Consider the following 26,853-nt stretch of genomic DNA (forward strand, 5'->3'; position numbering starts at 1 on the left):
CAAATATCCTGCGCCCCTTCATCTTGCCAATAGACGATCCCGTGTCATAGTGCGCGCCTACCGCGCCGAGCGAGATGAGGGCTCATGCAACTTTTCGACCGCACGCTATTGCGCCGCCGCCGGGACCGCGCGGCCCCGGGCTTCAGCGCGCATGATTTTCTTATCCGCCATGCCAGCGAGGACCTCGCCGAACGGCTCATGGCCGTGAACCGCAGCTTCCCGCTGGCACTCGATCTCGGCGCCCATCAAGGCGCACTTTCCTATGCGCCGCTGCCCGAGGATAAGATCGGCGCCATTGTCGAAACCGACCTCTCCCCCGCCATGCTTTCCGGGCCTGAGCAAAAGGTACGGCAAAAGGCGCGGCCCTTGCGCCTGGCCGCGGATGAAGAGGCCTTGCCCTTCGCCGAGGAAAGCGCCGATCTCGTCACCTCGCTTCTCTCGCTGCACCTCGTCAACGATCTGCCGGGTGCGCTCATTCAAATCCGCCGCATCCTGAAACCGGACGGGCTCTTCATCGGCGCGCTTTTCGGCGGGGAAACTTTGTCCGAACTGCGCGAGGCGATGAGCCTTGCCGAAATCGAATGCGAAGGCGGGCTTTCCCCGCGCATCGCCCCTTTCACGGAAATCCGCGATCTCGGGGGCCTCATGCAGCGCGCGGGCTTTGCACTTCCCGTCACGGATGCGGACAAGCTCACCGTGCGCTATGCGACGCCGATGCATCTTTTGAACGAACTGCGCGGCATGGGCGAAACGAACATGCTGAGCGAGCGGCGCAAGACGCCGCTGCGCCGCGCCACGCTGATGCGCATGATGGAAATTTACCGGGAAAAGTTTTCGGACCCGGACGGGCGCATTCGCGCCACGTTCGACATTCATTACGTCACGGGCTGGGCGCCCCATGAAAGCCAGCAAAAGCCGCTGCGCCCCGGCAGCGCGAAAACGCGCCTCGCCGACGCGCTCGGCGTCAGCGAAAAGCCTGCCGGCGAAAAATCGGGGCCCAGCGAAGAATGAGAAAGAATTAGAACTCGAAAGAGCCGAGCTTGGCGGCAATGTCCTGGAAGATCTGGACCACCGCATCGCCCACAAGCGAGGTGGCGCCGAACATGGCAAGGCCGATACCGGCAACGATCAGGGAATATTCCAGCGCCGTCGCCCCGCTTTCATCGCAGAAAAAACGGCGGGTAAAGGACTGGCCATCCAAAATTTGGTGGATGTCACCGCTCACACATACTGCCCGGTCGATCATCACAACAAATCCCTCAACGTTGCCACGAGCGGCTCGTCGGCGGGCGGCATCGGATAGCTCTCCATCCGGTTCGGCGCGACCCATTTCAAGGTCTGCCCTTCCAGAGGCTGGGCAATCCCCTCCCACTTCCGGCAGATGTAAAGTGGCATCAGAAGGTGAAATTTTTCATAAGAGTGACTGGCAAAGGTCAGCGGCGCGAGGCAGGAGGCGCTGGCATCGATCCCCAGCTCTTCCTTCAGCTCGCGGATGAGCGAAACCTCAGGCGTTTCGCCGCTTTCCACCTTGCCGCCGGGAAACTCCCAAAGCCCGGCCATGGATTTGCCTTCCGGGCGCTGTGCCAAAAGGACACGCCCGTCCCCATCGGCAAGCGCGCAGGCAGCCACGAGTATGATCGGCTTGTCACTCATTGCCCGCCTCACGCCTAGCTGCGGTAATCGGCATTGATGGCGATATATTCATGGGTGAGATCGCAGGTCCACACCGTCGCAGAAGCGGTGCCGACACCGACATCCACCTCGATGTCGATCTCGTGCCCCTTCATATGCTTGGCGACCGGCGCTTCGTCATAGCCCGGTACGGCAACGCCGTTCTTGGCAATGTCGATACCGCCCATGCGCACGGCAAGCTTGTCCCTATCCGCTGCCTCGCCCGCCTTGCCGACGGCCATGACGACACGGCCCCAATTCGCGTCCTCGCCCGCGATCGCGGTTTTGACAAGCGGAGAATTGGCGATGGAAAGGGCAATGCGCCGCGCCGCCTGATGGCTGGCAGCGCCATTGACCGTGACGGAGATGAACTTCGTCGCCCCTTCCCCGTCGCGCACCACCTGATGGGCAAGCTCCTGCATGAGATCGTGCAAGGCGGCGCGGAATTCGCGCAGGCGCGGATCGCCCGCCCGCGTAATGGGCGGCCAATCCTGGCCCGTCTCCCTTTCCGCCTCGCGCATCGCCTCGCCCGTCGCGAAAAGCAGCACGCTGTCGGAGGTCGAGGTATCGCTGTCCACGGTAATGGCGTTGAAACTGTCGCGCGTTCCCAGCATCAGCAAGGTCTGCAGGATGGGCGCGGGGATCGCGGCATCGGTGAAAATGAAAACCAGCATGGTTGCCAGATCCGGCGCTATCATGCCCGAACCTTTGGCGATGCCGTTGATGCGCACCGGCACGCCGCCGATCATCACCTGGCGCGTCGTGTACTTGGGAAAGGTATCCGTGGTCATGATGGCCCCGGCCGCTGCTTCCCAATTGTCCCGGCGCAGCACTTTCATCGCCTTGCCGATGCCGTTTTCGATCGGCTCGGGCGGCAGGAACTGGCCGATCACCCCCGTCGAGGCAATGAAGACATCTTTCTGGCGGCAGCCGATTTCCTGCGCTGCCTTTGCAGCCGTCGCGCGCACAGTCGCCATCCCGGCCTTGCCGGTAAAGACGTTGGAATTGCCCGCATTGACGACGAGCGCGCGGGCCACGCCGTTTTCGATATTGGCGCGGCACCAGTCAACCGGCGCGCCCGGCATCTTGGAATTGGTGAAGACCCCGGCAACGCTCGTGCCTTCCGGGAAAACCGCAACCAGCATGTCGTCGCGGTTCTTATACTTGATACCGGCCTGCACGGCGGCAAATTCCACCCCGGCCACTTCGGGCATTCTGGGATAGCTCTTCGGCGCGAGCGGGGAAATTTTCGCGGCGGTCTTGCGCTTGCCGGCCACTTTCGTGCGGCTGGCGGCTTTGGCGACCGGTTTCTTGGCGGCAACTTTCTTGCGCGCGGCGCGTTTCGGTTTGACGGCCGTTTTCTTCTTGGCGATGAGCTGCCGTTTCTTCTTCGGCTTCGCCGCTTTGCTCTTGGCGCGCACGTTTGCCGGTTTTCTTTTCTTACCGCCCGTTTTCGTCATCGCTCGTCCCGTCTTTGCCGCTATCTGCCTCTCATGCGCCGTGCTTATTGCGGCGCGATCGCCGGGCGCGAGGAACCGCCATCCGCACCGACAATCTCGATTGTCGCATCGTTGCGCAACTTTTCTATGAGGGCTTTCCCCTCTTCCTGAAGGAACTGCGCCGTCAGCTCGTCCTTCACCTCTTCAAAGGTGGGCTTGGGCTGCGGACGGCGGTCTTCCAGCTTGATGACATGCCAGCCGAACTGCGTTTCCACCGGCTCGGAAATCTCGCCCGGCTTCAGCTTGAAGGCTGCCTCGGCAAAAGGCTCGACCATGTCGGCCTTGACGAAATAGCCGAGATCGCCGCCATTCTCGCCGCTTGGCCCGGTGGATTTTTCCGCCGCCACCTCTTCGAAGGCTTTGCCGCCTTCAATCTCGGCGATCACCTCGCGCGCTTGCCCCTCGCTTGCCACGAGAATGTGCCGGGCGCGCACTTCGTCTTCAGGTTCCCGGGCCGCGATCTCCTGCTGGTAATACTCTTTCAGCGCCGCGTCCGTCGCCTTGCCGGAAATCAGCTGCGTCCAGTAAACGTCCCGCAGGGCCTTTTCCTTGTAATAGTCCACGCGGCGCTGCACCGAGGGATCGTCCTCCAGGCCTTTTTCCTCGGCCTGTTGGGAGAGGATTTTCCGGTCGATCAGCATGCTCAGAAGATATTGAAAGCGCACATTCTGCGGCAGCTGGTCGAGCACCCCGCCCAGTTCCTCTTCGGCAAGGGCCAGATCGGAGAACATGATCGCCTCGCCGTTAACCTTGGCAACCGCCTGATCGGCGCTTTCCCCGGCTGGGGCGGGCTCCTGAGCCAGTGCCGGCGCGATGAGAGGGGCGTGAACCATGCCCGCCGTGATCCCCGCTGCCAGTGCCGATGCTAGTAAGAGCCGCATGCCGATCCTTCCCGGCGGAAAACCGCCAAAGCCGATAAACTGTTTGATACACCCTGTTACCAGCCTTTCGGGCCGCTGAGAAATGAATCTGCCGTAATTTTAGAGATTTAGAGCCCGAAAGCGCACCTCTGCGGCAGGCGGTGACATTGACAGGTTAAGCCCCCAGCCCTTACATGCTTGCCTACGTAATTCTGCCGTAAAGCGCCTTTAGAAACAGGCGCTCCGGCATCAGGGGGCGCCCGCCCCCGAGAGAATGAGGTTAATACCCAATGGCAAGCTTGGGCGCCCTGGCTCGGCGGTTTTTCGGCACGTCGAATGACCGCAAATTGAAGGCTTACACACGCAACGTAGAGGCGATTAACGCCTTGGAGCCCGCCGCCGAGGCGCTGTCCGATTTTGCCTTGCAGGAAAAAACCAACGAATTCCGCGACCGCCTGGCCGGCGGGGAAAGTCTCGATTCCCTGCTGCCGGAAGCTTTTGCCGTGGTGCGCGAGGCCGCCCGGCGCACCCTCGGCCAGCGCCATTACGATGTGCAGCTGATCGGCGGGATGGTGCTCCATGAAGGCAAAATCGCCGAAATGAAGACGGGTGAAGGCAAGACCCTTGTCTCCACCCTTGCTGCCTATCTCAACGCTCTGCCCGGCAAAGGCGTCCACATCGTTACGGTGAACGATTATCTGGCCAAGCGCGATGCCGCCTGGATGGGCGAGATTTACCGGTTCCTGGGCATGGATGTCGGCGTCATCCTGCACGGGATGAGCGATGAAGAACGGCGCGCCGCCTATGCCGCCGATATCACCTACGGCACGAATAACGAGCTCGGCTTCGATTATCTGCGCGACAACATGAAATACCAGCTGAGCGCCATGGTGCAGCGCGGGCACCATTTCGCCGTGGTCGACGAAGTGGACTCCATCCTGGTCGATGAAGCGCGCACGCCGCTTATCATCTCCGGCCCCGTGGAAGACAAGTCCGAGCTTTATACCAGTGTCGACAAGCTCATTCCCGATCTGCCGGAAGAAGCCTTCGAGCTCGATGAAAAGGCCCGCACCGTCAGCCTGACCGAAGAAGGCAACGAGATCGTCGAGACAATGCTGGCCGAGCGCGAGCTTTTGAACGAAGGCGGGCTTTACGATGTGGAGAACATCTCTCTCGTTCATCACGTCAACAATGCGCTGAAAGCGCACAAGCTCTTCCAGAAGGACAAAGACTACATCGTCAAGGGCGGCAAGGTCGTCATCATCGACGAGTTTACCGGCCGCATGATGGAAGGACGGCGTTATTCGGACGGGCTGCACCAGGCGCTCGAGGCCAAGGAAGAAGTGCAGATCCAGCCGGAAAACCAGACGCTTGCCTCCGTCACCTTCCAGAATTATTTCCGCCTCTATGAAAAGCTTGCCGGCATGACCGGCACAGCGCTCACCGAGGCCGAAGAATTCATGGATATTTACGGGCTCGAAGTGGTGGAGATTCCCACCAACTTGCCCATCTCCCGCAAGGACGAGGATGACGAGGTCTACCGTACCGCGCGCGAGAAATACGAAGCCATCGTGGAAGAGATCGCAGATTGCATGGAGCGGGGCCAGCCCGTTCTCGTCGGCACCACCTCGATCGAGAAATCCGAGCTTCTGTCCGAGTTTCTGAAGAAAAAGCGCATCAAGCACAATGTGCTCAATGCCCGCTACCACGAACAGGAAGCCCATATCATCGCCCAGGCAGGCGTGCCCGGCGGCGTCACCATCGCAACCAACATGGCCGGCCGCGGTACCGACATTCAGCTCGGCGGCAATATCGACATGCGCCTTGAAGAAGAAGCGGCAGGCCTTGAAGGCGAGGCGCTGGAGAAGAAAAAAGCCGAACTCATCAAAGACATCGAGGCAAAAAAGCAGATCGCCCTCGAAGCGGGCGGGCTTTACGTCATCGGCACGGAGCGCCATGAGAGCCGGCGCATCGACAATCAGCTGCGCGGGCGCTCGGGCCGTCAGGGCGATCCCGGCCGCTCGAAATTCTATCTCTCCCTCGAAGACGATCTGATGCGCATCTTCGGCACCGACCGCATGGACGGCATGCTGCAGAAGCTCGGCCTTCAGGAAGGCGAGGCGATCGTCCATCCCTGGATCAACAAGGCGCTGGAAAAAGCCCAGGCCAAGGTCGAGGCGCGCAACTTCGATATCCGTAAGAATCTCTTGAAGTTCGACAACGTCATGAACGATCAGCGCAAGGTGATCTTCGAGCAGCGCATCGAACTCATGCGCATGGACGACGTTTCCGAGACCATTGCCGATATGCGCCATGAAGTGATCGAAGACATGGTGAAGACGCATATCCCCGAGAAGGCCTATGCCGAGCAGTGGGACGTGGACGGGCTTCTGGAAGAAACGAAGAAGGTCCTCAGCCTCGATCTGCCGATCAAGGATTGGGCGGGCGAAGAAGGCATTGCGGATGAGGAAATCCGCGAGCGCATCACCCGCGCCGCCGATTCTCATATGGCCCAGAAAGTGGCGCAAGTCGGCCCGGAAATCATCCGCCAGGTGGAAAAAGCCGTTCTCCTGCAGCTCATCGACACGCGCTGGCGCGAGCATTTACAAATGCTCGACCATCTGCGCCAGGCTGTGGGCCTGCGCGGCTATGCCCAGCGCGATCCTTTGAACGAATACAAGACCGAAGCCTTCGAACTATTCGAAGCCCTTCTCATCCGGCTGCGCCGGGACGTGACCGAGCAGCTGATGAATGTGCAATTCGTTTCCGAAGCCGATGCGCCGAAGCTGGAAGAACAGCCTCTGCCGGAAATGCATGCCCACCATGTGGACCCGCTCACCGGGCGCGATGAAATGGAAGAGGCGGGCGATACCGCAACTTTGACACGCCCCCGCGCCGACGTTCCCATGAACCCGGACGATCCCTCGACCTGGGGCAAGATTTCCCGCAACGCGCCCTGCCCCTGCGGCTCGGGCAAGAAATACAAGCATTGCCACGGGGCCGTTGCCTAACGGCACAGACCTCACGCGCCGGACTTGGCGGCAAAAGGATAGGCTTCAAGAGAAAACGCGGTGGCCGCAAGGCTATCGCGTTTTTTCATGCGCGCCCACCAGGCGGCAAGCGCGCGCCGCTCTTCCATCAAGGCAAGGCCTTGGCGGGTCTGCATCAGATAATCCATCATCGGCGCGAAGTGGCAATCGGCGAGGCTGAAACGATCCCCCACAAGCCAATCACCGCCCCCATAATGGCCGGCAAAAGCGCTGAGCGATTTGGCAAGCCGCGCTTCCATGCGCTCGCTCAGCATGTCGTCCGGCCAGCCGCCCGCAAGCGGCGCGAAGACCTGCTGCGTCACAAGCTCACGGATATCGGGCCAGATGTAATGATCGAGCATGGCGATGGCAGCGCGCACCTGGGCGCGGCCCGCCGCATCGTCCGGCAGAAGCGCCGGCCCGCCCGCCGCCTCTTCAAGATAAAGGCAGATGGGCCCGGTCTCGAAAAACCGCTGGCCGTTATGGGCAAGCACCGGCACCTTGGCGAAAGGATGGGCGCTTTGGCCCATCCCCTCTGAGATAAAGTCGATCTCCTCGAACTCATAGGCGAGCGCCTTTTCCTCCAGCACCAGCCGCACGATCCGCGTATAGGCGCTATAGGCGGCGCCGTGCAGCGTCAGGCTCATGCGCCTGCCTGCTGCTCGAATTTCAGCCGCTGGCCCGCCGCCCAATAATGATAGGCCGCCCAGATGTTGAGCATCGCCGTGCCGAAAAGCGCCCAGCGCAACGAGTCCACGCCAAGGCCGTAATCGGCGCGCAACACATCGGAAATAATGCCCACAACCTGCGGCCCAAGGCCGAGGCCGATCAGATTGAGGATAAAGAGCATCACGGCGGAGGCGAGCGCGCGCTGGCGCAGCGGTGTCAGCGTTTGGATCATCGCGAAGGATGGGCCGAGATAGAAGGCGCCGAGCAGCGCGATCGGCACATAGAGCACCCAAAGAATGGAAACATCGATCCCGCCGATGCTGAAAGCGGCGAAATTGTCGATGAGATAGAAAACCGCGATGAAAGGCACGGCAGCAAGCTTGGCAATGGCCACGACCCAGGTGTTCCAGCGCACATCCTTCTTGGCAAGATGGTCGGTCAGCTTGCCGCCGATCAGCGCGCCGAGCCCGCCCACAACGCCGACAAGCGGGGCAAGCCAGGTGCCCACTTCCGCCGGTGACATGCCGTGCGTGCGGATCAGGAAGGCCGGCCCCCAGGCAATGCCGCCATAGCCGACGAACGAGGTGAGCGTGACCCCGATCACCACATGGCGCGCGGCAATCTTGCTCCAAAGATGATGAAAGCCCGCCTTGATCATGCCGGTGAAAAGAGTGAGCGTCATCGGCGGATGGGCTTCCTGCTCGCCCGCCCCTTCCGAATGGCCGCGCGGCGGCTCGACCAGCGTGTAGCGCACGAGCAGCGCGATAAGAACGCCGGGCAGGCCGACCACGAAGAACGCCATGCGCCAGCCGTAAAGCTCCGTCACCCAGCCGCCGACGAAAAGCCCGATCATCACGCCGAGATAAACCCCGAGCGAATAGATCGCCATGGCCCCCGCCCGTTCGGTAGGTCCGTAAAGATCGGCAATCATGGAATGGGAAGGCGGGCTCGAGCCTGCCTCGCCGATCCCAACCCCGATACGGGCAAGAGCGAGCGTCCAAAAATTATTGGCCAGGCCGCACAGCGCCGTCATCACAGACCAGATGGCAATGGCCCCGGAAATAATGTTGCGCCTGTTGCTGCGGTCCGCCCAGATGGCGATGGGAATACCGAGCGTGGCGTAGAAAAGCGCAAAGGCGATGCCGCTCAAAAACCCGATTTGCGTATCGGAGAGCAGGAGGTCCGCTTTCAGCGGCTCGACCAGGATGCCGACAATATTGCGGTCCACATGGCTCGATGTGTAGCCGAGCACCAGAATGCCGAGCGCATAAGACCGGTATCCCGGCGTAATCTTGTCGGCCGGTGACACCGGCGCCGTTTCTTGAGCCATCTCCTACCCCGCCTCGATTTTTCAAATTCTTGTTGCGGGCAATCTATCTGCTTGTTGCCGCGGCGACAATCGGCCATTCGCCTTTTGCCGGGCCGGACGATGCGGAAAACCGCTCTCTGGCTTTGTTTGCACCGCGCGGCACGGCTGTCATAATGCGCGCCAACAAACAATAAGGTCAGCAGGAGAGCGCTCATGACATCCCCCGTTCCCTTCAAGGTCGATATTCCGCAAAACGTCATTGACGGCATCCTGGCCAAGGTCCGCCAATATGAGTGGCATGAAATGCCAATTATCGAAGATGGCGGCGACCGCTGGGCCTATGGCACGGACATGGCCTATATGAAAGAGCTGTGCGAGTACTGGACGCACCGCTATGACTGGCGCGCCTTCGAAACGAAGCTCAATGCCTTTCCCCAGTTCAAAACCGAAATCGACGGCCAGGAAATTCACTTCCTGCATGTCAAAGGCTCGGGCGCCAATCCGCAGCCCGTTCTTCTCACCCATGGCTGGCCGGGCTCGGTGCTGGAATTTTACGATGTGATCGAACCTTTGGCGCATCCGGAAAAATTCGGCGGCAAGGCCGAAGAAGGGCTCACGCTGATCGTGCCGTCCCTTCCCGGCTACGGCTTTTCCGGCAAACCGAAAAAACCCGTCGGGCCGAAATTCACCGCCGCGCTCTGGGATAAGCTCATGCGCGATGTCTTGGGCTATGACACTTATATCGCCCAGGGCGGCGACTGGGGCTCTGTCGTCACCGGCTGGCTGGGCTATGAGCACGGGGTGAACAAAGGCGGCGGCTGCAAGGCCATTCACCTCAACATGTACGGCGTGCGCGCGCCCGCCTTGCCCGAAACGGACGAAGAAAAGAAATGGGCCGAAGGGGCGGCCTTCATGTTCGAAATGGAAGGGGCCTATTTGCGTTTGCAAATGACCAAACCCCAATCGCTTTCTTACGCGATGATGGACAGCCCCGTCGGGGCGGCCGCCTGGATCGTGGAAAAATTCGCGACCTGGGGCGACACGCGCGGACCGGACGGCACAGTCCATATCGAGCATGCTTTTTCAAAAGACACGCTCCTCACCAACATCATGATCTATCTCGTCACCCGCACCTTCAACACGGCAACCTGGTATTACCGCGGCATGTTCGAGGAAGGCGGCACGAACATGGCGCCGGGCACCTCTGTGGCCGTGCCCACCGGCATTGCCAATTACCCGAAGGAACTTTTCACCTTCCCGCCCCGTTCGATGGTGGAGAAGGGATATAATGTCGTTCACTGGTCCGAGTTCGAAAAAGGCGGCCACTTCGCGGCACTGGAGGAAGGCAAAACCTTCACCCAGGACTTGCAGGCATTCATCGCCAAGCTCGCAGACTGAGCCGCCGAGCCTGCGCCTATCTGATATGGAAACAGCTGGACCGCCAAAGGAAGAGCGTCATGACCCATCCCGTCATTCCCGCCGACCCCTTCACCATTCACGTCTCGGACGGGGAAATCGCGGACCTGAAAGCGCGGCTCGCCCAGACCCGCTTGCCGAACGAGCCGGATGGGAACGAGAATTGGGACTACGGCACCAATCTTAGCTACATGGAGCGGCTGCTGACCTATTGGCGCGATGACTTCGATTGGCGCAAACAGGAAGCCTGGCTCAATACCTTCAAGCAGTACCGCGCGACGATCACGGATGAGGACGGGGCCGATCATGAAATCCATTTCATCTATGAGCGTTCCTCGCAGCCGGGCGCCATTCCGCTGATCATGACCCATGGCTGGCCCTCCACCTTCCGCGAATTTCTGGATGTCGTGGACCGGCTTGCCCATCCGCAAACCTACGGTGCGGAGGGTCCCGCCTTCGACGTGATCGTGCCCTCGCTCATCGGCTACGGCTTTTCCTCAAAGCCGGCGCAGCCCATCGGCCCCGCCGCCATTGCCGAGCTTTGGCACAAGCTCATGACCGACGTGCTGGGTTATGACAAATATGCCGCCCAGGCCGGTGACTGGGGCAGCTTCGTCACCTCGCGCCTTGCCCTGCAACATGCCGAAAGCCTGCTCGCCATTCACCTGACCATGTTGCCGCTGCGCCCGGATGTGAAAGACAAACCCGTGACGGAAGAAGAAGCGGCCTGGATCAAGGAAATGCAGGCCTGGTGGCGCCAGGAGGAAGGTTACCGTTCCATCCAATCCACCAAACCCATGGCGCTTGCTTTCGGCCTCCACGATTCGCCCGCCGGTCTTGCCGGCTGGCTCGCGGATAAATATTACCGCCTCGGCGATATCGACAAATCCCACCCTTGGGAGGGTATGGAAGCACGCTTTCCCATGGACACGATCCTGACCCAGTTTTCCATCTACTGGTTCACCGGCACCATCAATTCCGCCAACACGCTTTATAAGGCGGGACCGGCGGAAAATTCCAACCGCTTGAAGCGGGGTGAAAAGGTCACCGTGCCCACCGCCTATAGCGAATATCCGATGGACACGCTCCCCCTTACCCCGCAAAGCTGGGCCGAGCGCGGCTATAATCTGAAGCGCTTTAAAATCATGGAGCGCGGCGGCCACTTTGCCGCGATGGAAGAACCGGAACTTTTTGCAGACGACGTGCGCGCTGCCTTCAAAGAATTACTCGGGTAGATCGGGGCACACATGACAATCGAGCAGATGATCGCGCTGGGGCTGCTCATTCTGGCGCTGACCCTCTTCATTTGGGGCAAGCTGCGCCATGATATCGTGGCGCTGATCGTCATGATCGGCACGGGCTTGAGCGGCCTTGTGCCGCCCGATGCGCTGGTGGAAGGCTTCGGCCATCCCGCCGTGATCACCGTCGCCGCCGTGCTTGTCGTCAGCCGGGCCCTCAAGAACGCAGGCACGGTCGACATCATCGCCCGCTATATCGGCCCTTTCACGAAAACCTCGTTCAGCCAAATGGCGGTGCTGACAGGGGTTTGCGCGCTGGCCTCGGCCTTCATGAACAATGTCGGCGCGCTCGCCGTCCTCTTGCCCGTCGCCCTTGCCAGCGCCGAGGAACGCGGCCGCCCGCCTGCCCTGCTGCTGATGCCGCTCGCCTTCGGCTCGATCTTAGGCGGCATGATGACGCTGATCGGCACGCCGCCCAATATCATCATCTCCTCCTTCCGCGCCGAGGCAATGGGCGCGCCATACACCATGTTCGATTTTTCTTACGTAGGCGCTCCCGTCGCATTGGTCGGCCTTTTCTTCATCACGCTGATCGGCTGGCGGCTTATTCCGAAGGAGCGCAAAGGCGGCGTCTTCGGCGATGCGCTGTTTCATATCGACGATTATGTCGTTGAAGCGCGCGTGCGCGAAAAAAGCAAGCTCATCGGCAAACGCATGGTGCATCTGGAAAGCATGACGGGCGAGGAAATTTCCGCCACCGGCAAGGTGGGCCCGGACGGGCAGATCGAAACGCCAGATCCCTGGCGCACCATCAATCACAACGACATTCTCATCCTGCGCGCCGACCCGAAGGATCTGGAACCCTGGATCGACGAGCTGGGCCTCGAGCTCATCACCGACCGCTCGAAAAGCGCCATCCAAAGCGAAAAGGAGCGGGGCGAAGCGCTGCATCTGAGCGAGGCGATCGTCTCACCCGATTCCATGCTGCTCGGGCGCAGCGCCGCCTCCATCGAACGGCGCTCCGGTTACCAGCTCTCGCTGATCGCGCTGGCGCGCAAAAGCGAGCCGGTGCGCCGGCGCCTGCATAATGTGCGCTTTCAGGCAGGTGACGTATTGCTGCTGCAGCAGCGCGGCGAACAGCAGCTCGATCTCATTCAGGAAATGGGCCTCTTGCCGCTGCCCGAACGCGGGCTGAGCCTCGGCCAGCCGCGCAAGGCGCTGACCGCCGTGCTGATTTTCGCCGGCTGCATCGCGCTTTCCATGCTCGGCATCCTGCCCATCGCCGTCGCCTTCATCACCGCCATCGTCGCCTATTTGCTGCTCGATATTCTCAATCTGCGCGAGCTTTATTCTTACATCGACTGGCCCGTCATCGTGCTTTTGGGCGGCATGATCCCGCTCGGCACGGCGCTGGAGGCCTCGGGCACCACCGCGCTTCTTGCCGGCAGCCTGCTCGAGCTGACGGGAAATCTGCCGGCCTGGTGCATCATCGCACTTTTGATGGTGGTGACGATGTTCCTCTCCGATTTGATGAACAACGCCGCCACCGCCCTGATCATGGCCCCGCTTGCCATCGCCATTGCCGGCGGCATGGGCGTCAATCCCGATCCCTTGTTGATGAGCGTCGCCATCGGCGCAAGCTGCGCGTTCCTGACGCCCATCGGCCACCAGTCCAACACGCTCGTCATGGCGCCGGGGGGATATCGCTTCGGGGATTATTGGCGGCTCGGCCTGCCGCTGGAGGTGCTGATCGTCGCCGTCGCCGTGCCGCTGCTCATGGTATTCTGGCCGCTTTAGGCAGCCCGTAAGGCGCGCATAAACTCAGGAAATGCCGAGCCGGCCCATGGCCATGAACTTCTCGCGGCGCTGGCGGCGGAGCGCGTCGGCATCGAGCCCGTCAAGGCCGCGCAGTTCTTCTTCGATGGCATCGCCCGTCTCGCGGATCATTTGCGCCCGCTCCCGGTGCGCCCCGCCCACGGGCTCGGGCAAGATGCGGTCGATGATACCAAGCTCCTCAAGGCTCTGGGCCGTCACCTTCATGGCGGTTGCCGCTTCCTTGGTCTTGTCGGAAGAGCGCCACAGGATGGAGCTGCATCCTTCCGGCGAGATCACCGCATAAATGGAATGTTCGAGCATCAGCACCCGGTTGCCCGCGGCGATCGCAATGGCGCCGCCCGACATGCCCTCGCCGATCACCACCGAGATCAGGGGCACGGAAAGGCCGAGGCAGCGGTCCATGGAGCGGGCAATGGCTTCGGCCACGCCGCGCTCCTCCGAGCCGATGCCGGGATAGGCACCCGCCGTATCCACCAGCGTGATCACCGGCATGTCGAAACGCTCGGCCATATCCAGGAGGCGGATGCCCTTGCGGTAGCCTTCCGGGCGCGCCATGCCGAAATTGTGGCGCATGCGCGTTTCCATATCCGAGCCTTTTTCATGGCCCATGACAACCACGGAGCGGCCGCGGAACCGGCCAAGCCCGCCGATGATCGCCGCGTCCTCCGCAAACAGGCGGTCGCCGGCAAGCGGGGTAAAGTCCTGGATGAGGTTTTTGACGTAATCGACGAAATGCGGGCGGTTCGGATGGCGGGCGACCTGGGTCTTCTGCCAGGGGTCGAGACGGCTATAAGTGTCTTTCAGCAGCTGCGCCGCTTTGGTTTCGAGCTTGGCCACTTCATCGGAAATGCTGACCGACGGGTCCTCCTGAGCCAGGGTTTTCAGCTCTTGAACCTTGCCTTCCAGTTCAGCAATCGGCTTTTCAAACTCAAGATAACTCAGCATCGCTCCCCGCTCGCGCCATCCCGTTCCAACTGTGACAAGAGAGCCACAAATTTGCGGCACACTGGCCCGGCTTCCCCCCCTTGTCAACTGCGTTGACGCGCCGCCCTGCCCCTGCCCGTTGCCGGATTGGCCCTGCCAAAAGCCGAGCGAATAGAAGACGTTAGGGAAGGGCGTCACAAACCTGGCAGACGCCCCGTCAACAGGAGTGCCGGCGGCTGGCGCTGGCCATGACCGATCTGGGGAGATGAGGAATGCAAGAGGCCGCAACAGGAGAGCGCAGCACGCTCATGAAACGGGGGCTGATCGCGCTTTTCGCACTCGCCGCCGCCGCAAACGGGATTTACATGCTCGCCGCCCCGCTTGCCTGGTACGGCGATATTGCCGGGGTGCCGAATACCGGCCCCTTCAACCCTCATTTTGTGCGCGATATCGGCGTTGCCTATCTCACTCAGGGCCTGCTGCTCTTCTGGGCGGCGCGCCGTCTTGCGCTTGCAACGCCTTTTCTCATCGCCGTTGCCATCTTCCTCGGCCTTCATGCCCTCCTGCATCTTTGGGATGTGGCAGCAGAGCGCCTGCCGATGGATCATCTGATCATCGACCTGCCCGGCGTCTTCCTGCCGGTCTTTATCGCCCTCGGCCTTGCCTATTGGTGCAGAGGCGAGCGCGCGGGAGTAAGCTAAGGAAATGAGCCCGGAGGAAACATTCGAAAACCTGCGCCCCCACGCCATGCGCGTCGCCTACCGCCTGCTCGGCACGCTGGCGGAAGCTGAAGACGTGGTGCAGGAGGCCTGGCTGCGCTGGTCGCGCGTGCAGGCAAGCGAAATCCGCTCGCCCAAAGCCTGGCTCACCACCACGGTCACGCGCCTTGCCATCGACCAATTGCGCGCGCAAAAGGCCCGCCGGGAAACCTATCCCGGCCCCTGGCTGCCCGCCCCGCTCATCGAATTCGACCTCGACCATCTGCCGGACGAAAAGACGCCTTCGCCTGAAGACAGGATCGCCCTTGCCGATGATGTCTCCCTGGCACTCATGATGGTGCTGGAACAGCTCGGGCCGGAAGAGCGCGCCGCCTTCATCCTGCGCGAGGCTTTCGACACGGAGTATGGCGAGATCGCCCGCATCCTCGGCAAGTCGGAGGCCGCCTGCCGCCAGATCGTCAGCCGCGCCCATAAACATATCCGCGCCGGCAAACCGCGTTTCGAGCAAACGAAAGACCAGCACAGCTCCCTGCACACGGCCTTCCTGCAAGCTCTGCAATCGGGCGATGTGGAAGCCTTCGGCAGGCTCTGCGCACAAGATGCGGTGCTGCTTTCGGATGGCGGGGGCAAGGTGCAGGCCGCGCTCAACCCGCTATACGGGCGCGACCGGGTGACCCGCTTCATCCTCGGTCTCGCGCGCAAATGGGTGCGCTGGGTGGAAAGCGGCCGGCTGCCCGGCCAGACGCTGGAATTTTACAGCGCCCGGATCAACGGCCTGCCCGGTTTCGTCACTTTTACCGGCGAAGAAATCTATATGAGCGTTGCCCTCGATACGGATGATGAAGGCCGCATCTCCCATGTCTATATGATGCGCAATCCCGACAAGCTGAAACATGTGCACCGCCCACCCGGCCCGCCCACGCTCAGCTTCGACTTGCGCGCGGGAACCATCCCCGGCGGCACCTCTTAGAACATCCTGCGAAAACGCCCTTCAGAAACGCTTGGCAAGCGGGTGATGGGTTTCCACCAGCGTGCGCAAGCGCTCTTCAAGCACATGGGTATAAATCTGCGTCGTGGAAATATCCGCATGGCCGAGCAATTTCTGCAAGGAACGCAGATCCGCGCCGTTCGCCAGCAAGTGGCTGGCAAATGCATGGCGCAGCACATGCGGGGAAACCTGGCGCGCATCGATGCCCGCCTCGCGGGCCACGTCTTTCAGGATTTGCGCAAAGCGGTGCCGGGTTAAATGCGGTTCCTTGCCGCGCGAGGGAAAGAGCCAGGGGTTGCCCTCACCCGCTTTCTCCGCCCGCAGCGGCAAATAAAGATAAACCGCATCGCGCGCCGCCTCGGTCAGCGGCACGGTGCGCTCTTTATTGCCCTTGCCTTTAACGAGGATCAGCCGCGCCTCTCCCGTCACCGCCCGCAAGGGAAGGCTCACAAGCTCGCTGACGCGCAGGCCCGTTGCATAAAGAAGCTCGAGCAGACAGACCGTGCGCGCATTCTTATAGGCAAGGCGCAGCTCCGCCTCCGCCGCGCCGCTTGCGCTTCTGCCCGCGCAGAGCCGGGCCGCTTCCAAAAGCCGGTCCACTTCTTCCACGCTTAACGTGCGCGGCAAGCTGCGCGGGCGTTTCGGCCCTTCGATCGCCGCGCTCGGATCATCGGGGCGCAGCCCTTCGGCAAAGAGAAACTGATGAAGCTGGCGAAGCGAGGAAAGCCGCCGCGCCGCTGTCGTTTCCGCCAGCCCCTCGCTGGCGATCAGGCCGAGATATTTGCGGATATCGGCGGCGGCGGCAGTTTCAAGCGAGCGCTGGCGGGTACGCAAAAAGGCGGTGTAATCCCGCAAGTCCCGGAAATAAGCATCAATGGTGTTTTTCGAGGCGCCGCGCTCGGCCTGCATCATCTCGAAAAACATCTCGACGAGACGGGCATCCGCCCCGCCGATGGTTTTTCCCTCCGATGCTTTTTGCCGCCCCATCCGATTTTTCCCTTTAGGCAGGCGGCACGCGCCCCGCCTCGCTTGCCGCCAGCAGCGCATCGAGCGCCAGGCGGAAAGCCTCCTCGCGCAGCCCGACTTTCAGCAGCGCCGACACCATATTGGCAAGCGCCTGCGGGTGAAGATCGTCAATGCCGGTCTTGCCCGGCAGCGCCAGAGTGAGGAGCACCGTCTCCCCGCGCCGACCGGCAGTGCTTGCCTCATCCAGGGCGCGCAGCAGCTGCGGGCCGGGCATCAGCCCGTCCGGCAGCTCGCCGCTATCGAGCAGCGCCGTCCAAAGATCGGGGCTGAGCTGATAGCCGAGCGCATCGAGAAGCAGCGCCTCGCGCGCCGCCACCGCCCGCACGCGCCCGCCTTCGCCGATACGCAGTTTGAGCTCGGCGCTTGCCGCCGCAAGATCGGGCTCCACCCCGCGCTTGCCGGTCAAAAGCCGCACCATGCCTTTCAGCTCATCGAGCTGCGGCGTGCGGTGGCCTGCCTCGCTGAGCGCTGCAAGCCACATGGAGGCGCGCACCCGCTCTTCATTGACGATAAGCGCGCGCACGAAATGCCCGCCCAGCACCGGATCGCCCCCGCGCGGGGGAATGGAGGCGATGATGGGACCGAGCACGCGGGCAAGCATCCGGAAATCTTCGGAAGTTTCCGCCGCCGCAAGCCCGCCGCTGACAAGCACCGCCTTATCGCCCGGCACGTTTTCATCCGACAGGGTCTTGTAAAGCGCGGCGCGGGCCTGCCAGGCCTCATCCGTCTTTTTAGGAAGCGTTGCGCCGGCATAAAGCGCGGCAAGCTCATGCGGGGCGGCAAGATAAGCGGCGACGGCTTTCTCGCCTGCCTGAATGCGCAGGCCCATATCGAGACCTTCCCGGCGCATCATGTCTGCGAGCAGGGAAGGCTCGGCAAGGGAGACGGCATCGGCAGGCAGCGCCCGGCCCGCGGCAAGATAAAGCGCATAACGAAGCGGACCGAGCCGGCCCGGCGCCGGGGCATCGAGTTTCAGGCCGTCCGTCTTTTGCGCGAGAAGCGAATAGAAAAGCGCGTCTTCCATACCCTGCTCGCGGGCAAGGTCGGCGGTCAGATTGGCGGCCACCGTCTCACCGGCCTCCGCCTGGCAAAGCGCCGTCAGTTTTAAGCTGAAAGCGGCAAGCGGATCGCCCAGCGGGTCGCTGCCCACCGGAAGAAGGTCGAGCGAGCGGCAGGCTTCTTTCACATCACCGGCGGCAAGAAAGGCTTCGGCGCGCAGCTTCGCCGAGCCCGCATCCATCTTGACCCGCTCACGCCCGGCAAAGAGCCGGCGCACCGCCTCGCTTTCACCGGCCGCCATCAGCCGCTCGAGACGCAAATAAAGGATGGACTGGCCCGCCGTTGCGCCCGAAGGGGGCGCGGCGCTCGACAGCAAAAGCCGGTACTGCAAATCATGCAGCGAGGGCTGAAAGAGCGGCGCAGAAAGCTCGGGCAACAGGCGCTCGGCATCGCGCCGGTTCGTGCCCTGCCACATGCGCGCGCCGAGCCCGCCTTGATCCTCCGTCAAAAGCCCGATGCTCGCCTCACCCACATCGCCAAGCACACCCACCTCGATGCCCGCCTCCAGCGCACCGGGGCGGGGGGAAATCTGGCGCGGCGGCAGGTCCGGCGCTTGCGGTGCCTGGCCGCCCGGATAAAGCAGCAAAGGCCCCGCACCGCCCGGCGCTTCTTCAGGCAGCGTGTGTTCGCCTTCGGGAAGGTCCGGCAGATTTTGCGGGACAAGCTGCACCGGTCCGCGCGGCACCTGGCGGTCCGGCTGCGGGCTTTCCGGCGCCTCCTGGGCGAACGAGCGCGGCAGCGCAATGACAGTCAGCGCTGCAAGGACATAAAGGGAAACCGCCAGCCGGGCGGATCGCCGGGCGGCTTTATTTGGGGAACGCGTCATTTTCCATGACTTTCTGAACGGGCTGCACCTGCGGCGGATCGGACTGCGCAAGAAAGATCAGACCTGCAAAAACGGCACCGGCCAAAACGGCCACGACAACCAACATGCGCACAACGCCCGCCATTCTTATCCCCTTTGACTTGATGCCGCCCGCCCGGCCACAACCGGCCTCATGGCTCAAACGGCACATTCCGCGCAGCTTGCCCGCAGGCTGAGGCGAAATTTTGGCAGCCTCTCGTTTTATCCATACTGGGCAAACCTGGCCGATTAAGGCATAAGTCCTTGTTAAAACACGGCCCTGCAGCCCCTTGACGGGTCCCGCCCAGCTAGACCCTCCGAGCCAATCTTGTAGGATGCCCCTGGATGCAGGATATCGCGGTCTTCACCGTTCTATCCGGCTTTACCGCATCCTGCCAGATGTGATGCCGGATGTGATGGAAGGCGAGGATAGGCAGGGGTAAAGCGGAATTCAACTTGCGGAGCCACCCTTTGGCGCCGGGCCGCAAGCGGCGTTCGAACCGACGAGCAGGAAAAAGAGCAAGATGACGCGCAGCGGCAAATCGGCAAAACCGGTCCCAAAACCCGGCACGGGTGAGGCAAGCACCGCCTTGCCCGAGGAAGCCCATGGCGCGCTACGCGAAAAAATCGGCGCACGCTCCCTGGTGCTGGTCGGCCTTATGGGCGCCGGCAAAACCACCGTCGGCAAACGGCTCGCCCACCGGCTTGGCCTTTCCTTCGTCGACGCCGATGCCGCGATCGAGGAAGCGGCGGGAGAAAGTGTCAGCGAAATCTTCGAAAATCACGGCGAACAATATTTCCGCGAGGGCGAGCGGCGCGTCATTGCCCGTCTGCTCGATGAAGGGCCTTACGTGCTGGCAACGGGAGGCGGCGCCTTCATGGATGAAGGCACGCGGGAGAATGTTGCGGCCAAGGGCATTTCCATCTGGCTGCATGCCGATCTTGATATTCTGGTGGAGCGGGTCTCCCGGCGGGGCGGGCGTCCCTTATTGCGCAAGAAAGACCCTGTTCAAGTCATGAAAGACTTGATGGATACGCGCTACCCCATATATGCGCAGGCTGACATCCGCGTGGAAAGCGGTGAAAGCAGCCATGACGCCGTCGTCGAGGCGATCTTGCACGCCTTGAAAGATTATTTCGAAGGACAAAACCAATGAGCAAGGGTCAATCCGCGGCCCCTGAAAAAGTAAACGTGGCGCTGGGCGAGCGGGCTTATGACATTTTTGTCGGCCCCGGCCTGATCGCCCGCGCCGCAGACTATCTGGAACCTGTCCTGCGCCGCCCGCGCACCGCCATCATTACCGATGAAACCGTGGCCGGCCTCCACCTGCCCGCCCTCACGCAAAGCCTCGATGCCGCCGGCATCCGCCATGCGCATCTGGCGCTGAAACCGGGCGAGCAGACGAAATGCTTTGCCGAACTGGAGCGCGTTACCGCCTTTCTTCTGGAACAAGGCATCGAGCGCTCGGACATGGTGATTGCCCTTGGCGGCGGCGTTATCGGCGACCTGACGGGTTTTGCCGCCTCGGTCCTGCGCCGGGGTACCGATTTCGTGCAGATCCCGACGACGCTTCTCTCCCAAGTCGACAGTTCCGTCGGCGGCAAGACCGGCATCAACACGCCCCATGGCAAGAACCTGATCGGAGCCTTCCATCAGCCCCGCCTGGTGCTTGCCGATACCGGCGCACTCGCCACCTTGAGCGAGCGGGAGTTTCTGGCCGGCTATGCCGAAGTCGTCAAATACGGGCTGATCAACGACCGGGATTTCTTCGATTGGCTGGAGGCCAATCTGGACGCCATAAAACAAGGCGACGCAGCCGCCCGCACCCATGCCATCGTCAAAAGCTGCCAGGCGAAAGCTGCCGTCGTCGCCGAGGATGAGCGCGAGGGCGGCGTGCGCGCCCTGCTCAATCTCGGTCACACATTCGGCCATGCGCTCGAAGCGGCAACCTCTTACGATGCGCGCCGTCTCGTACACGGCGAGGCCGTTGCCATCGGCATGGTTATGGCGTTCGAATTTTCCGCCATGCTGGGGCTTTGCCCGGGCCAGGACGCAGGCCGCGTCAAAGCCCATCTGAAACGGGCGGGCCTGCCCACTGCGCTTGGCGACATTCCCGGCACTCTGCCCGGCGCCGAAGCGCTGGTCGGCCTCATGGCGCAGGACAAAAAAGTCGTGGACGGCAAGCTTACCTTCATTCTGGCCCGCGGCATCGGCAAGAGCTTCATCACCCGCGATATCGACACCGGCGATCTGCAGCGCTTCTTGAGCGAGCGGGAGGCCGCCTGATGGAATATCTCGGGCTCTTCTGGACCGTCCTCGTCGTCTTCGTCCTGCTCGGCCTTTCGGGGTTCTTTTCCGGCTCCGAAACCGCGCTGACCGCCGCCTCGCGCGCGCGCATCCACCGCATGGCCGAAGAAGGCGACAAGCGCGCCAAACTCGTCAACCGGCTGATCGGCGATCCTGAACGGTTGATCGGCGCCATTCTGCTCGGCAACAATCTCGTCAACATTCTGGCCTCGGCGCTTGCCACGACCGTGCTGCTGACGGTGTTCGGTGAGGCGGGCGTCGTCTATGCGACGCTGATCATGACGGCCCTCATCGTCATTTTCTCCGAGGTGCTGCCCAAGACCTATGCCATCACCAATGCCGACCGCATGGCGCTCACCGTTGCACCCGTGCTGCGCTGGGTGGTGCTGGTCTTCGCGCCCATCACAAGAGGCGTGCAATTCATCGTCCGCCGCACGCTGTCGCTCTTCAACATCAACACGGACGACACGATGCATGTGCTCTCCGCCCATGACGAGCTGCGCGGCGCAATCGACCTGCACCACCGCGAAGGGGCGGTGGTCAAGCGCGACCGGGACATGCTGGGCGGCATTCTGGACCTCGCCGATCTTGAAGTCGGCGAAATCATGGTGCACCGGAAGAACATCGTCATGATCGACGCCAATCTGCCGGTTGAGGAAATCGTCGCGGAAGTCCTGGCAAGCCCCCATACGCGCGTGCCGCTCTGGCAGGACGAGCCGGAAAACATTATCGGCGTCATTCACGCCAAGGACCTTGCCCGCGCGCTTGCCCATGCGCGCGGCGATGTTTCGCAAATCTCCGTCACCCAGCTTGCAAGCGAGCCCTGGTTCGTGCCGGACACGACAAGCGTGCAGGCGCAGCTCAATGCCTTTCTGCGCCGCAAGAACCACTTCGCCCTCGTCGTCGATGAATATGGCGCGCTGATGGGCCTCGTGACGCTGGAAGACATTCTGGAAGAGATCGTCGGGGAAATTTCCGACGAGCACGATGTCGACCGGCTCGACATCCGCCCGAAGCCCGATGGCACCGTGGTGGTCAACGGCTCGGTGACGCTGCGCGATCTCAACCGAGCCATGGACTGGTCATTGCCCGATGACGAGGCAACCACCATTGCCGGGCTTGTCATCCATGAAGCCCAGACGATCCCTGAGGTCGGGCAGATCTTTTCTTTTCACGGCTTCCGCTTCGAGATCGTGCGCCGCCAGCGCAACCAGGTAACGGCCCTGCGCATCACGCCGCTGCCGCCGTCCGATTCTTAAAAAAGCGGGCAGAGCGGCGCGCTTAGCCCTTCGCCGCCTCTTCCGGCGTCTGCGCTTTCACGGCCAGCGCGTGCACGGGATTATCCATCAGCTCGGCCACGGCCTTGTTCACCATCCGGTGACGCTCGATCCGGGACTTGCCATCGAAGGCCGGGGAAACAATATAGACATTGAAATGCGTTTCCCCTTCCGGCCGGGCGCCGGCATGGCCTTTGTGTTTGGCGGATTGGTCCGAAATTTCCAGAACCTCTGGCGCAAGCGCCGTTTCCAGCATGCCGCGCATCGTCTCTGCCACGCCCATCTCGCATCTCCTTCAAATGACGCCCAGGTTTACTGACGTCTAACGCGTTTTGTGCTTTTCTATCGGGCTCGGCAGGCGGGCGGCAAGCCGTCCGCGCGCCGAAGCCCCGAAAACCGGGCGAAAGCCTAAAACCCGTGTAACCTTATGGACACTAGAACCTGACCGCCGTGAAGCTGAACTCGAAATATTTCGATATGATCCGCATCGCCCCGCGCAAGGCCAAGAATGCCGAGCCGGAGGTGCGCCAGTGCCAGCATCCCGGCTGCGAGGCACCGGGCCCTCACCGGGCACCCAAAGGCCGCTTGCCGGACGAAAAACCGCCCGTCGAGGACTTCTATTATTGGTTCTGCGCCGATCACATTCGCGAGTACAACCGGGCGTTCAACTATTTCGAGGGCATGTCGGAGGCCGAGCAGACCGCCTACCGGGAGCAAATGGCCACCGGCTACCGGCCGACCTGGAAAATGGGCGTCAACTCCTGGGCAGGGCAGGCAGCCAAGGGGGACGCGACGTTTTTCGACGATCCGCTGGGGCTCTTCAAATACCGCAATACCGGCCCCGGCGAGCGGCCCCAAGAAGAAGGCCCGCGCCGCCGCCCGCCCCGCAATGCGGAGCGCAAGGCATTGGAGGCATTGGGCCTTGACGAGACCGCGGCCTTGAACGACATCAAGGCAAGGTATAAGGAACTGGTCAAAAGGTTTCACCCCGACGCAAACGGGGGCAACAGGGCTGCTGAAGACCAGTTACGCAAGGTCATCCAAGCGTATGACTATCTTAAAAAAAGCGGCTTCTGCTAATCTTCCCTGCATTTTGCATATTTGCAGGGAAAATAATGGGGCGGAAGGGCAGTAAACTCCCCGATCAAGGGTGCCCGGCAATGCGGCGTCGCCGCACCATCCGCCTGAGTTTGATGTAACGGACGTAGTGGACGGACCATGAGCGAATCTATCGAAATCACGGGATCAATCTCCAAAGAGATGCCTGAAAAGAAAATCAGCGTCCGCGACACGTTCGGCATCGATGTCGATATGCAAGTGCCCGCATTCGCCGAAGCGAACGAATATGTCCCGGATTTCGATCCCGACTATTTGTTCGACCGCGACACGACGCTGGCGCTTTTGGCCGGTTTCGCCTTCAACCGCCGCGTCATGGTTCAAGGCTATCACGGCACGGGCAAGTCCACCCATATCGAGCAGGTGGCAGCCCGCCTCAACTGGCCCTGCATCCGCATCAATCTCGACAGCCACATTTCCCGTATCGACCTGATCGGCAAGGACGCCATCGTCCTGAAAGACGGCAAACAGGTCACCGAATTCCGCGAAGGCATTCTGCCCTGGGCGCTGCAGCACCCGGTGGCCCTGGTCTTCGACGAATATGACGCCGGCCGCCCGGACGTGATGTTCGTCATTCAGCGCATTCTGGAACTGCAGGGCAAGCTGACCCTGCTCGACCAGAACAAGGTGATCCGCCCGCATGGCGCCTTCCGCCTCTTCTCCACGGCCAATACGATCGGCCTTGGGGACACGAGCGGGCTCTATCACGGCACGCAGCAGATCAACCAGGGCCAGATGGACCGCTGGAACATCGTCACCACGCTCAACTATCTGCCCCATGATGCCGAAATGAACATCATTCTCGCCAAGGCCAAGAGCTACAATGAAAGCCAGGAAGGCAAGGACAAGGTCTCTGCCATGGTGCGTGTGGCGGACCTGACGCGCTCGGCCTTCATCAATGGCGATATTTCCACCGTCATGAGCCCGCGCACGGTGCTGACCTGGGCGGAGAATGCCGAGATTTTCGGCGATATCGGCTTCGCCTTCCGCGTCACCTTCCTCAACAAGTGCGATGAGCTGGAACGGGCGACCGTTGCCGAGTTCTATCAGCGCTGCTTCGGGGAAGACCTGCCGGATTCGGCCAGCCAGGTCATGGTGGCCTGAGCCAGAAGTGAAGGCGGTTCGGAAGCGAAAAAGCCATGCCTGACGAAAAAAGCCCGGTCGAACCGTTCAAGCGCGCGCTGGTTTCCACCATGCGCACCATCGCGGAAACGGAAGAGCTGACGGTGACGTTCGGCACCGAACCCCCGGGCCTGCGCGGTTTGCGCGCCCGCCTGCCCTTGCCGAGCCGCGAGCTCAATGCAGGGGAGGTCGCCGAACTGCGCGGCTTTTCAGATGCCTACGCGCTCCACCTTGCCCATCATGACGACAAGATCGGCAATGCCTATGAGCCGCAAGGAGGCAATGCGCGCGCTATCTATGACGCCATGGAACAGGCCCGCTGCGAGGCGATCGGCGCCAACCAGATGTCGGGCATGGCCTCCAACCTGACCGCGGCGCTGGAAAAACGCATCAAGACCCGCGGCTACGACAAGATCACCAATAAGGACGAAGCCCCGCTCGCCGAAGCGGTGGCGCTGATGGTGCGCGAAAAGCTGACGGGCGCCGCCGTGCCGGAAGGGGCGCGCGCGCTGGTCGATTTCTGGCGCGGATGGGTCGATGAAAAAGCCGGCAAAGACATGGCCCGCCTTGCCGAGGCCGCCGAGGATCAGCGCGCCTTTGCCCGTGTCACCCGCGATATTCTGACCGATCTCGACATGGCCGATGAACTGGGCGAAAACCCGGACCAGTCGAACGAAAACGAAGAAGGCCAGGAAGAGGGCGAGGAGCAGCAATCCGACCAGTCCCAGGCCGGCGAGGCCGAGCAGCCTGAAGGCATGAGCGCGGAGGAGATGGAAATCTCCGAAGGCGAAGGCGAGGAAGGCGAAGGGGAGATGGTCGAGATCGACGCGGACGATGTGCCCGTCGATGGCGAGGAATCGGATGAGACCGCCGAGGGCAATCAACCTTGGCGCCCCGACAACGCGCCCTCTCAGGCCCGCGAGCCCGATTACAAAATTTTCACCGCGCAATATGACGAAGTGATCGCCGCCGAAGATCTGTGCGATCAGGAAGAGCTGGCGCGGCTGCGCCAATATCTCGATCAGCAATTGCAGCAATTGCACGGCGTCGTCTCGCGCCTTGCCAACCGCTTGCAGCGCCGCTTGATGGCGAAGCAGAACCGGACCTGGGAATTCGATCTGGAGGAAGGCATTCTCGATGCCGCGCGCCTGACCCGCGTCGTCATCGACCCCATGCATTCGCTTTCCTACAAGATGGAACACGACATGGATTTCCGGGACACGGTGGTCACGCTGCTCCTGGACAATTCCGGCTCCATGCGCGGGCGGCCCATCACGGTCGCCGCGCTTTGCGCCGACATTCTGGCCCGCACGCTGGAGCGCTGCGGCGTGAAGGTGGAGATCCTCGGCTTTACGACCCGCGCCTGGAAAGGCGGGCAGTCGCGCGAGCGCTGGCTCTCGGAAGGCAAGCCTTCCAATCCGGGCCGCCTCAACGATCTGCGCCACATCGTCTATAAATCCGCCGACAGCCCCTGGCGCCGGGCCCGGCGCAATCTCGGCCTGATGATGCGCGAGGGTCTTCTGAAAGAGAATATCGACGGCGAAGCGCTGATCTGGGCGCATAACCGCCTCCTCGCCCGGCCCGAACAGCGCCGCATCATGATGGTGATTTCGGACGGTGCGCCGGTGGATGATTCCACGCTGTCGGTAAACGCGGGCAATTATCTCGAGCGCCATTTGCGCCGGGTGATCGAGGAAATCGAAAGCCACTCGCCGGTCGAGCTTTTGGCCATCGGTATCGGCCATGATGTGACGCGCTACTACCGCCGCGCCGTCACTATCGTGGATGCCGAACAGCTGGGCGGCGCGATGACCGACAAATTGGCCGAGCTTTTCGATGAGGAAACGGGGCCCGCCGCACGCGGCACAGGCCGCAGCGCCGTGCTCAACCCGAGAGCAGCGGGCGGGGCAAAAGCCAGCGCCGGCGCACGGCGCTAACGCGCC

24 protein-coding genes are annotated in these 26,853 nt (G+C 62.0%); 13 read left to right on the forward strand and 11 right to left on the reverse strand.

Features of this window, described 5'->3' with window-relative positions:
- Nucleotides 1-84 precede the first annotated feature (84 nt).
- A complete protein-coding gene (locus M2A_RS09490; RefSeq protein ID WP_045446377.1) occupies nt 85-1,011 on the forward strand; it encodes a methyltransferase domain-containing protein in 927 nt (308 codons plus the stop codon).
- A gap of 7 nt (nt 1,012-1,018) precedes the next feature.
- Here M2A_RS09490 and M2A_RS09495 read toward each other — a convergent pair whose 3' ends face one another.
- The 4 genes from M2A_RS09495 to M2A_RS09510 form a co-directional block, all read right to left on the reverse strand.
- Entirely contained in the window at nt 1,019-1,246 is a 228-nt protein-coding gene (locus M2A_RS09495; RefSeq protein WP_045446380.1) for a Flp family type IVb pilin, read from the reverse strand.
- A complete protein-coding gene (gene mutT, locus M2A_RS09500) occupies nt 1,246-1,653 on the reverse strand; it encodes an 8-oxo-dGTP diphosphatase MutT (RefSeq protein ID WP_045446383.1) in 408 nt (135 codons plus the stop codon). The genes M2A_RS09495 and mutT overlap by 1 nt, the downstream gene beginning before the upstream one ends.
- Nucleotides 1,654-1,667: 14 nt before the next feature.
- Nucleotides 1,668-2,885, reverse strand: coding sequence for a bifunctional glutamate N-acetyltransferase/amino-acid acetyltransferase ArgJ (argJ, locus tag M2A_RS09505; protein ID WP_045446612.1), 1,218 nt, complete (start codon nt 2,883-2,885; stop codon nt 1,668-1,670).
- A 290-nt stretch (nt 2,886-3,175) separates the two neighbouring features.
- Nucleotides 3,176-4,051 (reverse strand): peptidylprolyl isomerase, encoded by an 876-nt coding sequence (locus tag M2A_RS09510; protein ID WP_081875537.1) that lies wholly within the window; start codon nt 4,049-4,051, stop codon nt 3,176-3,178.
- A 269-nt stretch (nt 4,052-4,320) separates the two neighbouring features.
- Here M2A_RS09510 and secA point away from each other — a divergent pair, with 269 nt between their 5' ends.
- Nucleotides 4,321-7,041 carry a preprotein translocase subunit SecA gene (gene secA / locus M2A_RS09515; protein WP_045446390.1) on the forward strand — a complete coding sequence of 907 codons (2,721 nt, stop codon included), beginning with the start codon at nt 4,321-4,323 and terminating at the stop codon, nt 7,039-7,041.
- Between the two features lie 11 nt (nt 7,042-7,052).
- Here the strand turns inward: secA and M2A_RS09520 are convergent, their stop codons facing one another.
- Both M2A_RS09520 and M2A_RS09525 read right to left on the reverse strand, forming a co-directional pair.
- Entirely contained in the window at nt 7,053-7,706 is a 654-nt protein-coding gene (locus M2A_RS09520; protein WP_045446393.1) for a glutathione S-transferase family protein, read from the reverse strand.
- Nucleotides 7,703-9,058, reverse strand: coding sequence for a spinster family MFS transporter (locus M2A_RS09525; RefSeq protein WP_045446396.1), 1,356 nt, complete (start codon nt 9,056-9,058; stop codon nt 7,703-7,705). The genes M2A_RS09520 and M2A_RS09525 overlap by 4 nt, the downstream gene beginning before the upstream one ends.
- 192 nt (nt 9,059-9,250) lie before the next feature.
- Here M2A_RS09525 and M2A_RS09530 point away from each other — a divergent pair, with 192 nt between their 5' ends.
- Genes M2A_RS09530 through M2A_RS09540 form a run of 3 tightly spaced genes read left to right on the forward strand, consistent with a single transcriptional unit; the run spans nt 9,251 to nt 13,488 of the window.
- Nucleotides 9,251-10,435 carry an epoxide hydrolase family protein gene (locus M2A_RS09530; protein WP_045446399.1) on the forward strand — a complete coding sequence of 395 codons (1,185 nt, stop codon included), beginning with the start codon at nt 9,251-9,253 and terminating at the stop codon, nt 10,433-10,435.
- Nucleotides 10,436-10,494: 59 nt separating this feature from the next.
- Complete coding sequence (locus M2A_RS09535; protein ID WP_045446401.1) at nt 10,495-11,688, forward strand: epoxide hydrolase family protein; 1,194 nt, start codon at nt 10,495-10,497, stop codon at nt 11,686-11,688.
- 12 nt (nt 11,689-11,700) lie between these two features.
- Complete coding sequence (locus tag M2A_RS09540; RefSeq protein WP_045446403.1) at nt 11,701-13,488, forward strand: SLC13 family permease; 1,788 nt, start codon at nt 11,701-11,703, stop codon at nt 13,486-13,488.
- Between the two features lie 24 nt (nt 13,489-13,512).
- Here the strand turns inward: M2A_RS09540 and M2A_RS09545 are convergent, their stop codons facing one another.
- Complete coding sequence (locus M2A_RS09545) at nt 13,513-14,472, reverse strand: acetyl-CoA carboxylase carboxyltransferase subunit alpha (RefSeq protein ID WP_045446405.1); 960 nt, start codon at nt 14,470-14,472, stop codon at nt 13,513-13,515.
- A 251-nt stretch (nt 14,473-14,723) separates the two neighbouring features.
- Here M2A_RS09545 and M2A_RS09550 point away from each other — a divergent pair, with 251 nt between their 5' ends.
- Entirely contained in the window at nt 14,724-15,152 is a 429-nt protein-coding gene (locus tag M2A_RS09550; protein WP_052379368.1) for a DUF4345 family protein, read from the forward strand.
- Between the two features lie 4 nt (nt 15,153-15,156).
- Nucleotides 15,157-16,140 carry a sigma-70 family RNA polymerase sigma factor gene (locus M2A_RS09555; RefSeq protein WP_045446407.1) on the forward strand — a complete coding sequence of 328 codons (984 nt, stop codon included), beginning with the start codon at nt 15,157-15,159 and terminating at the stop codon, nt 16,138-16,140.
- A 21-nt stretch (nt 16,141-16,161) separates the two neighbouring features.
- Here the strand turns inward: M2A_RS09555 and M2A_RS09560 are convergent, their stop codons facing one another.
- Genes M2A_RS09560 through M2A_RS18000 form a run of 3 tightly spaced genes read right to left on the reverse strand, consistent with a single transcriptional unit; the run spans nt 16,162 to nt 19,193 of the window.
- Nucleotides 16,162-17,112, reverse strand: a complete 951-nt coding sequence (locus M2A_RS09560; protein WP_439645669.1) for a site-specific tyrosine recombinase XerD — start codon at nt 17,110-17,112, stop codon at nt 16,162-16,164.
- 46 nt (nt 17,113-17,158) lie between these two features.
- Nucleotides 17,159-19,069, reverse strand: a complete 1,911-nt coding sequence (locus M2A_RS09565) for a hypothetical protein (RefSeq protein ID WP_045446412.1) — start codon at nt 19,067-19,069, stop codon at nt 17,159-17,161.
- Nucleotides 19,050-19,193, reverse strand: coding sequence for a hypothetical protein (locus M2A_RS18000; RefSeq protein WP_156101721.1), 144 nt, complete (start codon nt 19,191-19,193; stop codon nt 19,050-19,052). The genes M2A_RS09565 and M2A_RS18000 overlap by 20 nt, the downstream gene beginning before the upstream one ends.
- A 418-nt stretch (nt 19,194-19,611) precedes the next feature.
- Here M2A_RS18000 and M2A_RS09570 point away from each other — a divergent pair, with 418 nt between their 5' ends.
- The 3 genes from M2A_RS09570 to M2A_RS09580 are packed head-to-tail and all read left to right on the forward strand — an operon-like array spanning nt 19,612 to nt 22,654.
- Nucleotides 19,612-20,244 carry a shikimate kinase gene (locus M2A_RS09570; RefSeq protein WP_081875540.1) on the forward strand — a complete coding sequence of 211 codons (633 nt, stop codon included), beginning with the start codon at nt 19,612-19,614 and terminating at the stop codon, nt 20,242-20,244.
- Complete coding sequence (gene aroB, locus M2A_RS09575) at nt 20,241-21,374, forward strand: 3-dehydroquinate synthase (RefSeq protein WP_045446619.1); 1,134 nt, start codon at nt 20,241-20,243, stop codon at nt 21,372-21,374. Before M2A_RS09570 ends, aroB begins: the two co-directional genes overlap by 4 nt.
- Nucleotides 21,374-22,654: an HlyC/CorC family transporter gene (locus M2A_RS09580; RefSeq protein WP_156101722.1), complete on the forward strand. Its 1,281-nt coding sequence runs from the start codon at nt 21,374-21,376 to the stop codon at nt 22,652-22,654. Before aroB ends, M2A_RS09580 begins: the two co-directional genes overlap by 1 nt.
- Before the next feature lie 22 nt (nt 22,655-22,676).
- Here M2A_RS09580 and M2A_RS09585 read toward each other — a convergent pair whose 3' ends face one another.
- Complete coding sequence (locus tag M2A_RS09585; RefSeq protein WP_045446415.1) at nt 22,677-22,955, reverse strand: BolA family protein; 279 nt, start codon at nt 22,953-22,955, stop codon at nt 22,677-22,679.
- A gap of 194 nt (nt 22,956-23,149) precedes the next feature.
- Between M2A_RS09585 and M2A_RS09590 the strand changes: the two genes are divergently transcribed.
- The 3 genes from M2A_RS09590 to cobT all read left to right on the forward strand — a co-directional run bounded on the left by M2A_RS09590 (nt 23,150) and on the right by cobT (nt 26,847).
- Nucleotides 23,150-23,752: a J domain-containing protein gene (locus tag M2A_RS09590; protein ID WP_439645670.1), complete on the forward strand. Its 603-nt coding sequence runs from the start codon at nt 23,150-23,152 to the stop codon at nt 23,750-23,752.
- A gap of 180 nt (nt 23,753-23,932) precedes the next feature.
- The gene (gene cobS, locus M2A_RS09595; RefSeq protein ID WP_045446625.1) at nt 23,933-24,892 is read left to right on the forward strand and encodes a cobaltochelatase subunit CobS; all 960 of its coding nucleotides are present in this window, start codon (nt 23,933-23,935) and stop codon (nt 24,890-24,892) included.
- A 35-nt stretch (nt 24,893-24,927) separates the two neighbouring features.
- Nucleotides 24,928-26,847: a cobaltochelatase subunit CobT gene (gene cobT / locus M2A_RS09600; protein ID WP_045446421.1), complete on the forward strand. Its 1,920-nt coding sequence runs from the start codon at nt 24,928-24,930 to the stop codon at nt 26,845-26,847.
- The last annotated feature ends 6 nt before the right edge of the window (nt 26,848-26,853 follow it).

It is taken from the genome of Tepidicaulis marinus (assembly GCF_000739695.1).
In the GTDB taxonomy this organism is placed as follows: Bacteria; Pseudomonadota; Alphaproteobacteria; order Parvibaculales; family Parvibaculaceae; genus Tepidicaulis; species Tepidicaulis marinus.

Bases quoted from the DNA above. Each gene is read 5' to 3' on its own strand.
- M2A_RS09490 (WP_045446377.1), top strand. From the start codon at position 85: ATGCAACTTTTCGACCGCACGCTATTGCGCCGCCGCCGGGACCGCGCG.
- M2A_RS09495 (WP_045446380.1), bottom strand. From the start codon at position 1,246: ATGATCGACCGGGCAGTATGTGTGAGCGGTGACATCCACCAAATTTTG.
- mutT (WP_045446383.1), bottom strand. From the start codon at position 1,653: ATGAGTGACAAGCCGATCATACTCGTGGCTGCCTGCGCGCTTGCCGAT.
- argJ (WP_045446612.1), bottom strand. From the start codon at position 2,885: ATGCCCGAAGTGGCCGGGGTGGAATTTGCCGCCGTGCAGGCCGGTATC.
- M2A_RS09510 (WP_081875537.1), bottom strand. From the start codon at position 4,051: ATGCGGCTCTTACTAGCATCGGCACTGGCAGCGGGGATCACGGCGGGC.
- secA (WP_045446390.1), top strand. From the start codon at position 4,321: ATGGCAAGCTTGGGCGCCCTGGCTCGGCGGTTTTTCGGCACGTCGAAT.
- M2A_RS09520 (WP_045446393.1), bottom strand. From the start codon at position 7,706: ATGAGCCTGACGCTGCACGGCGCCGCCTATAGCGCCTATACGCGGATC.
- M2A_RS09525 (WP_045446396.1), bottom strand. From the start codon at position 9,058: ATGGCTCAAGAAACGGCGCCGGTGTCACCGGCCGACAAGATTACGCCG.
- M2A_RS09530 (WP_045446399.1), top strand. From the start codon at position 9,251: ATGACATCCCCCGTTCCCTTCAAGGTCGATATTCCGCAAAACGTCATT.
- M2A_RS09535 (WP_045446401.1), top strand. From the start codon at position 10,495: ATGACCCATCCCGTCATTCCCGCCGACCCCTTCACCATTCACGTCTCG.
- M2A_RS09540 (WP_045446403.1), top strand. From the start codon at position 11,701: ATGACAATCGAGCAGATGATCGCGCTGGGGCTGCTCATTCTGGCGCTG.
- M2A_RS09545 (WP_045446405.1), bottom strand. From the start codon at position 14,472: ATGCTGAGTTATCTTGAGTTTGAAAAGCCGATTGCTGAACTGGAAGGC.
- M2A_RS09550 (WP_052379368.1), top strand. From the start codon at position 14,724: ATGCAAGAGGCCGCAACAGGAGAGCGCAGCACGCTCATGAAACGGGGG.
- M2A_RS09555 (WP_045446407.1), top strand. From the start codon at position 15,157: ATGAGCCCGGAGGAAACATTCGAAAACCTGCGCCCCCACGCCATGCGC.
- M2A_RS09565 (WP_045446412.1), bottom strand. From the start codon at position 19,069: ATGACGCGTTCCCCAAATAAAGCCGCCCGGCGATCCGCCCGGCTGGCG.
- M2A_RS18000 (WP_156101721.1), bottom strand. From the start codon at position 19,193: ATGGCGGGCGTTGTGCGCATGTTGGTTGTCGTGGCCGTTTTGGCCGGT.
- M2A_RS09570 (WP_081875540.1), top strand. From the start codon at position 19,612: ATGACGCGCAGCGGCAAATCGGCAAAACCGGTCCCAAAACCCGGCACG.
- aroB (WP_045446619.1), top strand. From the start codon at position 20,241: ATGAGCAAGGGTCAATCCGCGGCCCCTGAAAAAGTAAACGTGGCGCTG.
- M2A_RS09580 (WP_156101722.1), top strand. From the start codon at position 21,374: ATGGAATATCTCGGGCTCTTCTGGACCGTCCTCGTCGTCTTCGTCCTG.
- M2A_RS09585 (WP_045446415.1), bottom strand. From the start codon at position 22,955: ATGGGCGTGGCAGAGACGATGCGCGGCATGCTGGAAACGGCGCTTGCG.
- M2A_RS09590 (WP_439645670.1), top strand. From the start codon at position 23,150: ATGATCCGCATCGCCCCGCGCAAGGCCAAGAATGCCGAGCCGGAGGTG.
- cobS (WP_045446625.1), top strand. From the start codon at position 23,933: ATGCCTGAAAAGAAAATCAGCGTCCGCGACACGTTCGGCATCGATGTC.
- cobT (WP_045446421.1), top strand. From the start codon at position 24,928: ATGCCTGACGAAAAAAGCCCGGTCGAACCGTTCAAGCGCGCGCTGGTT.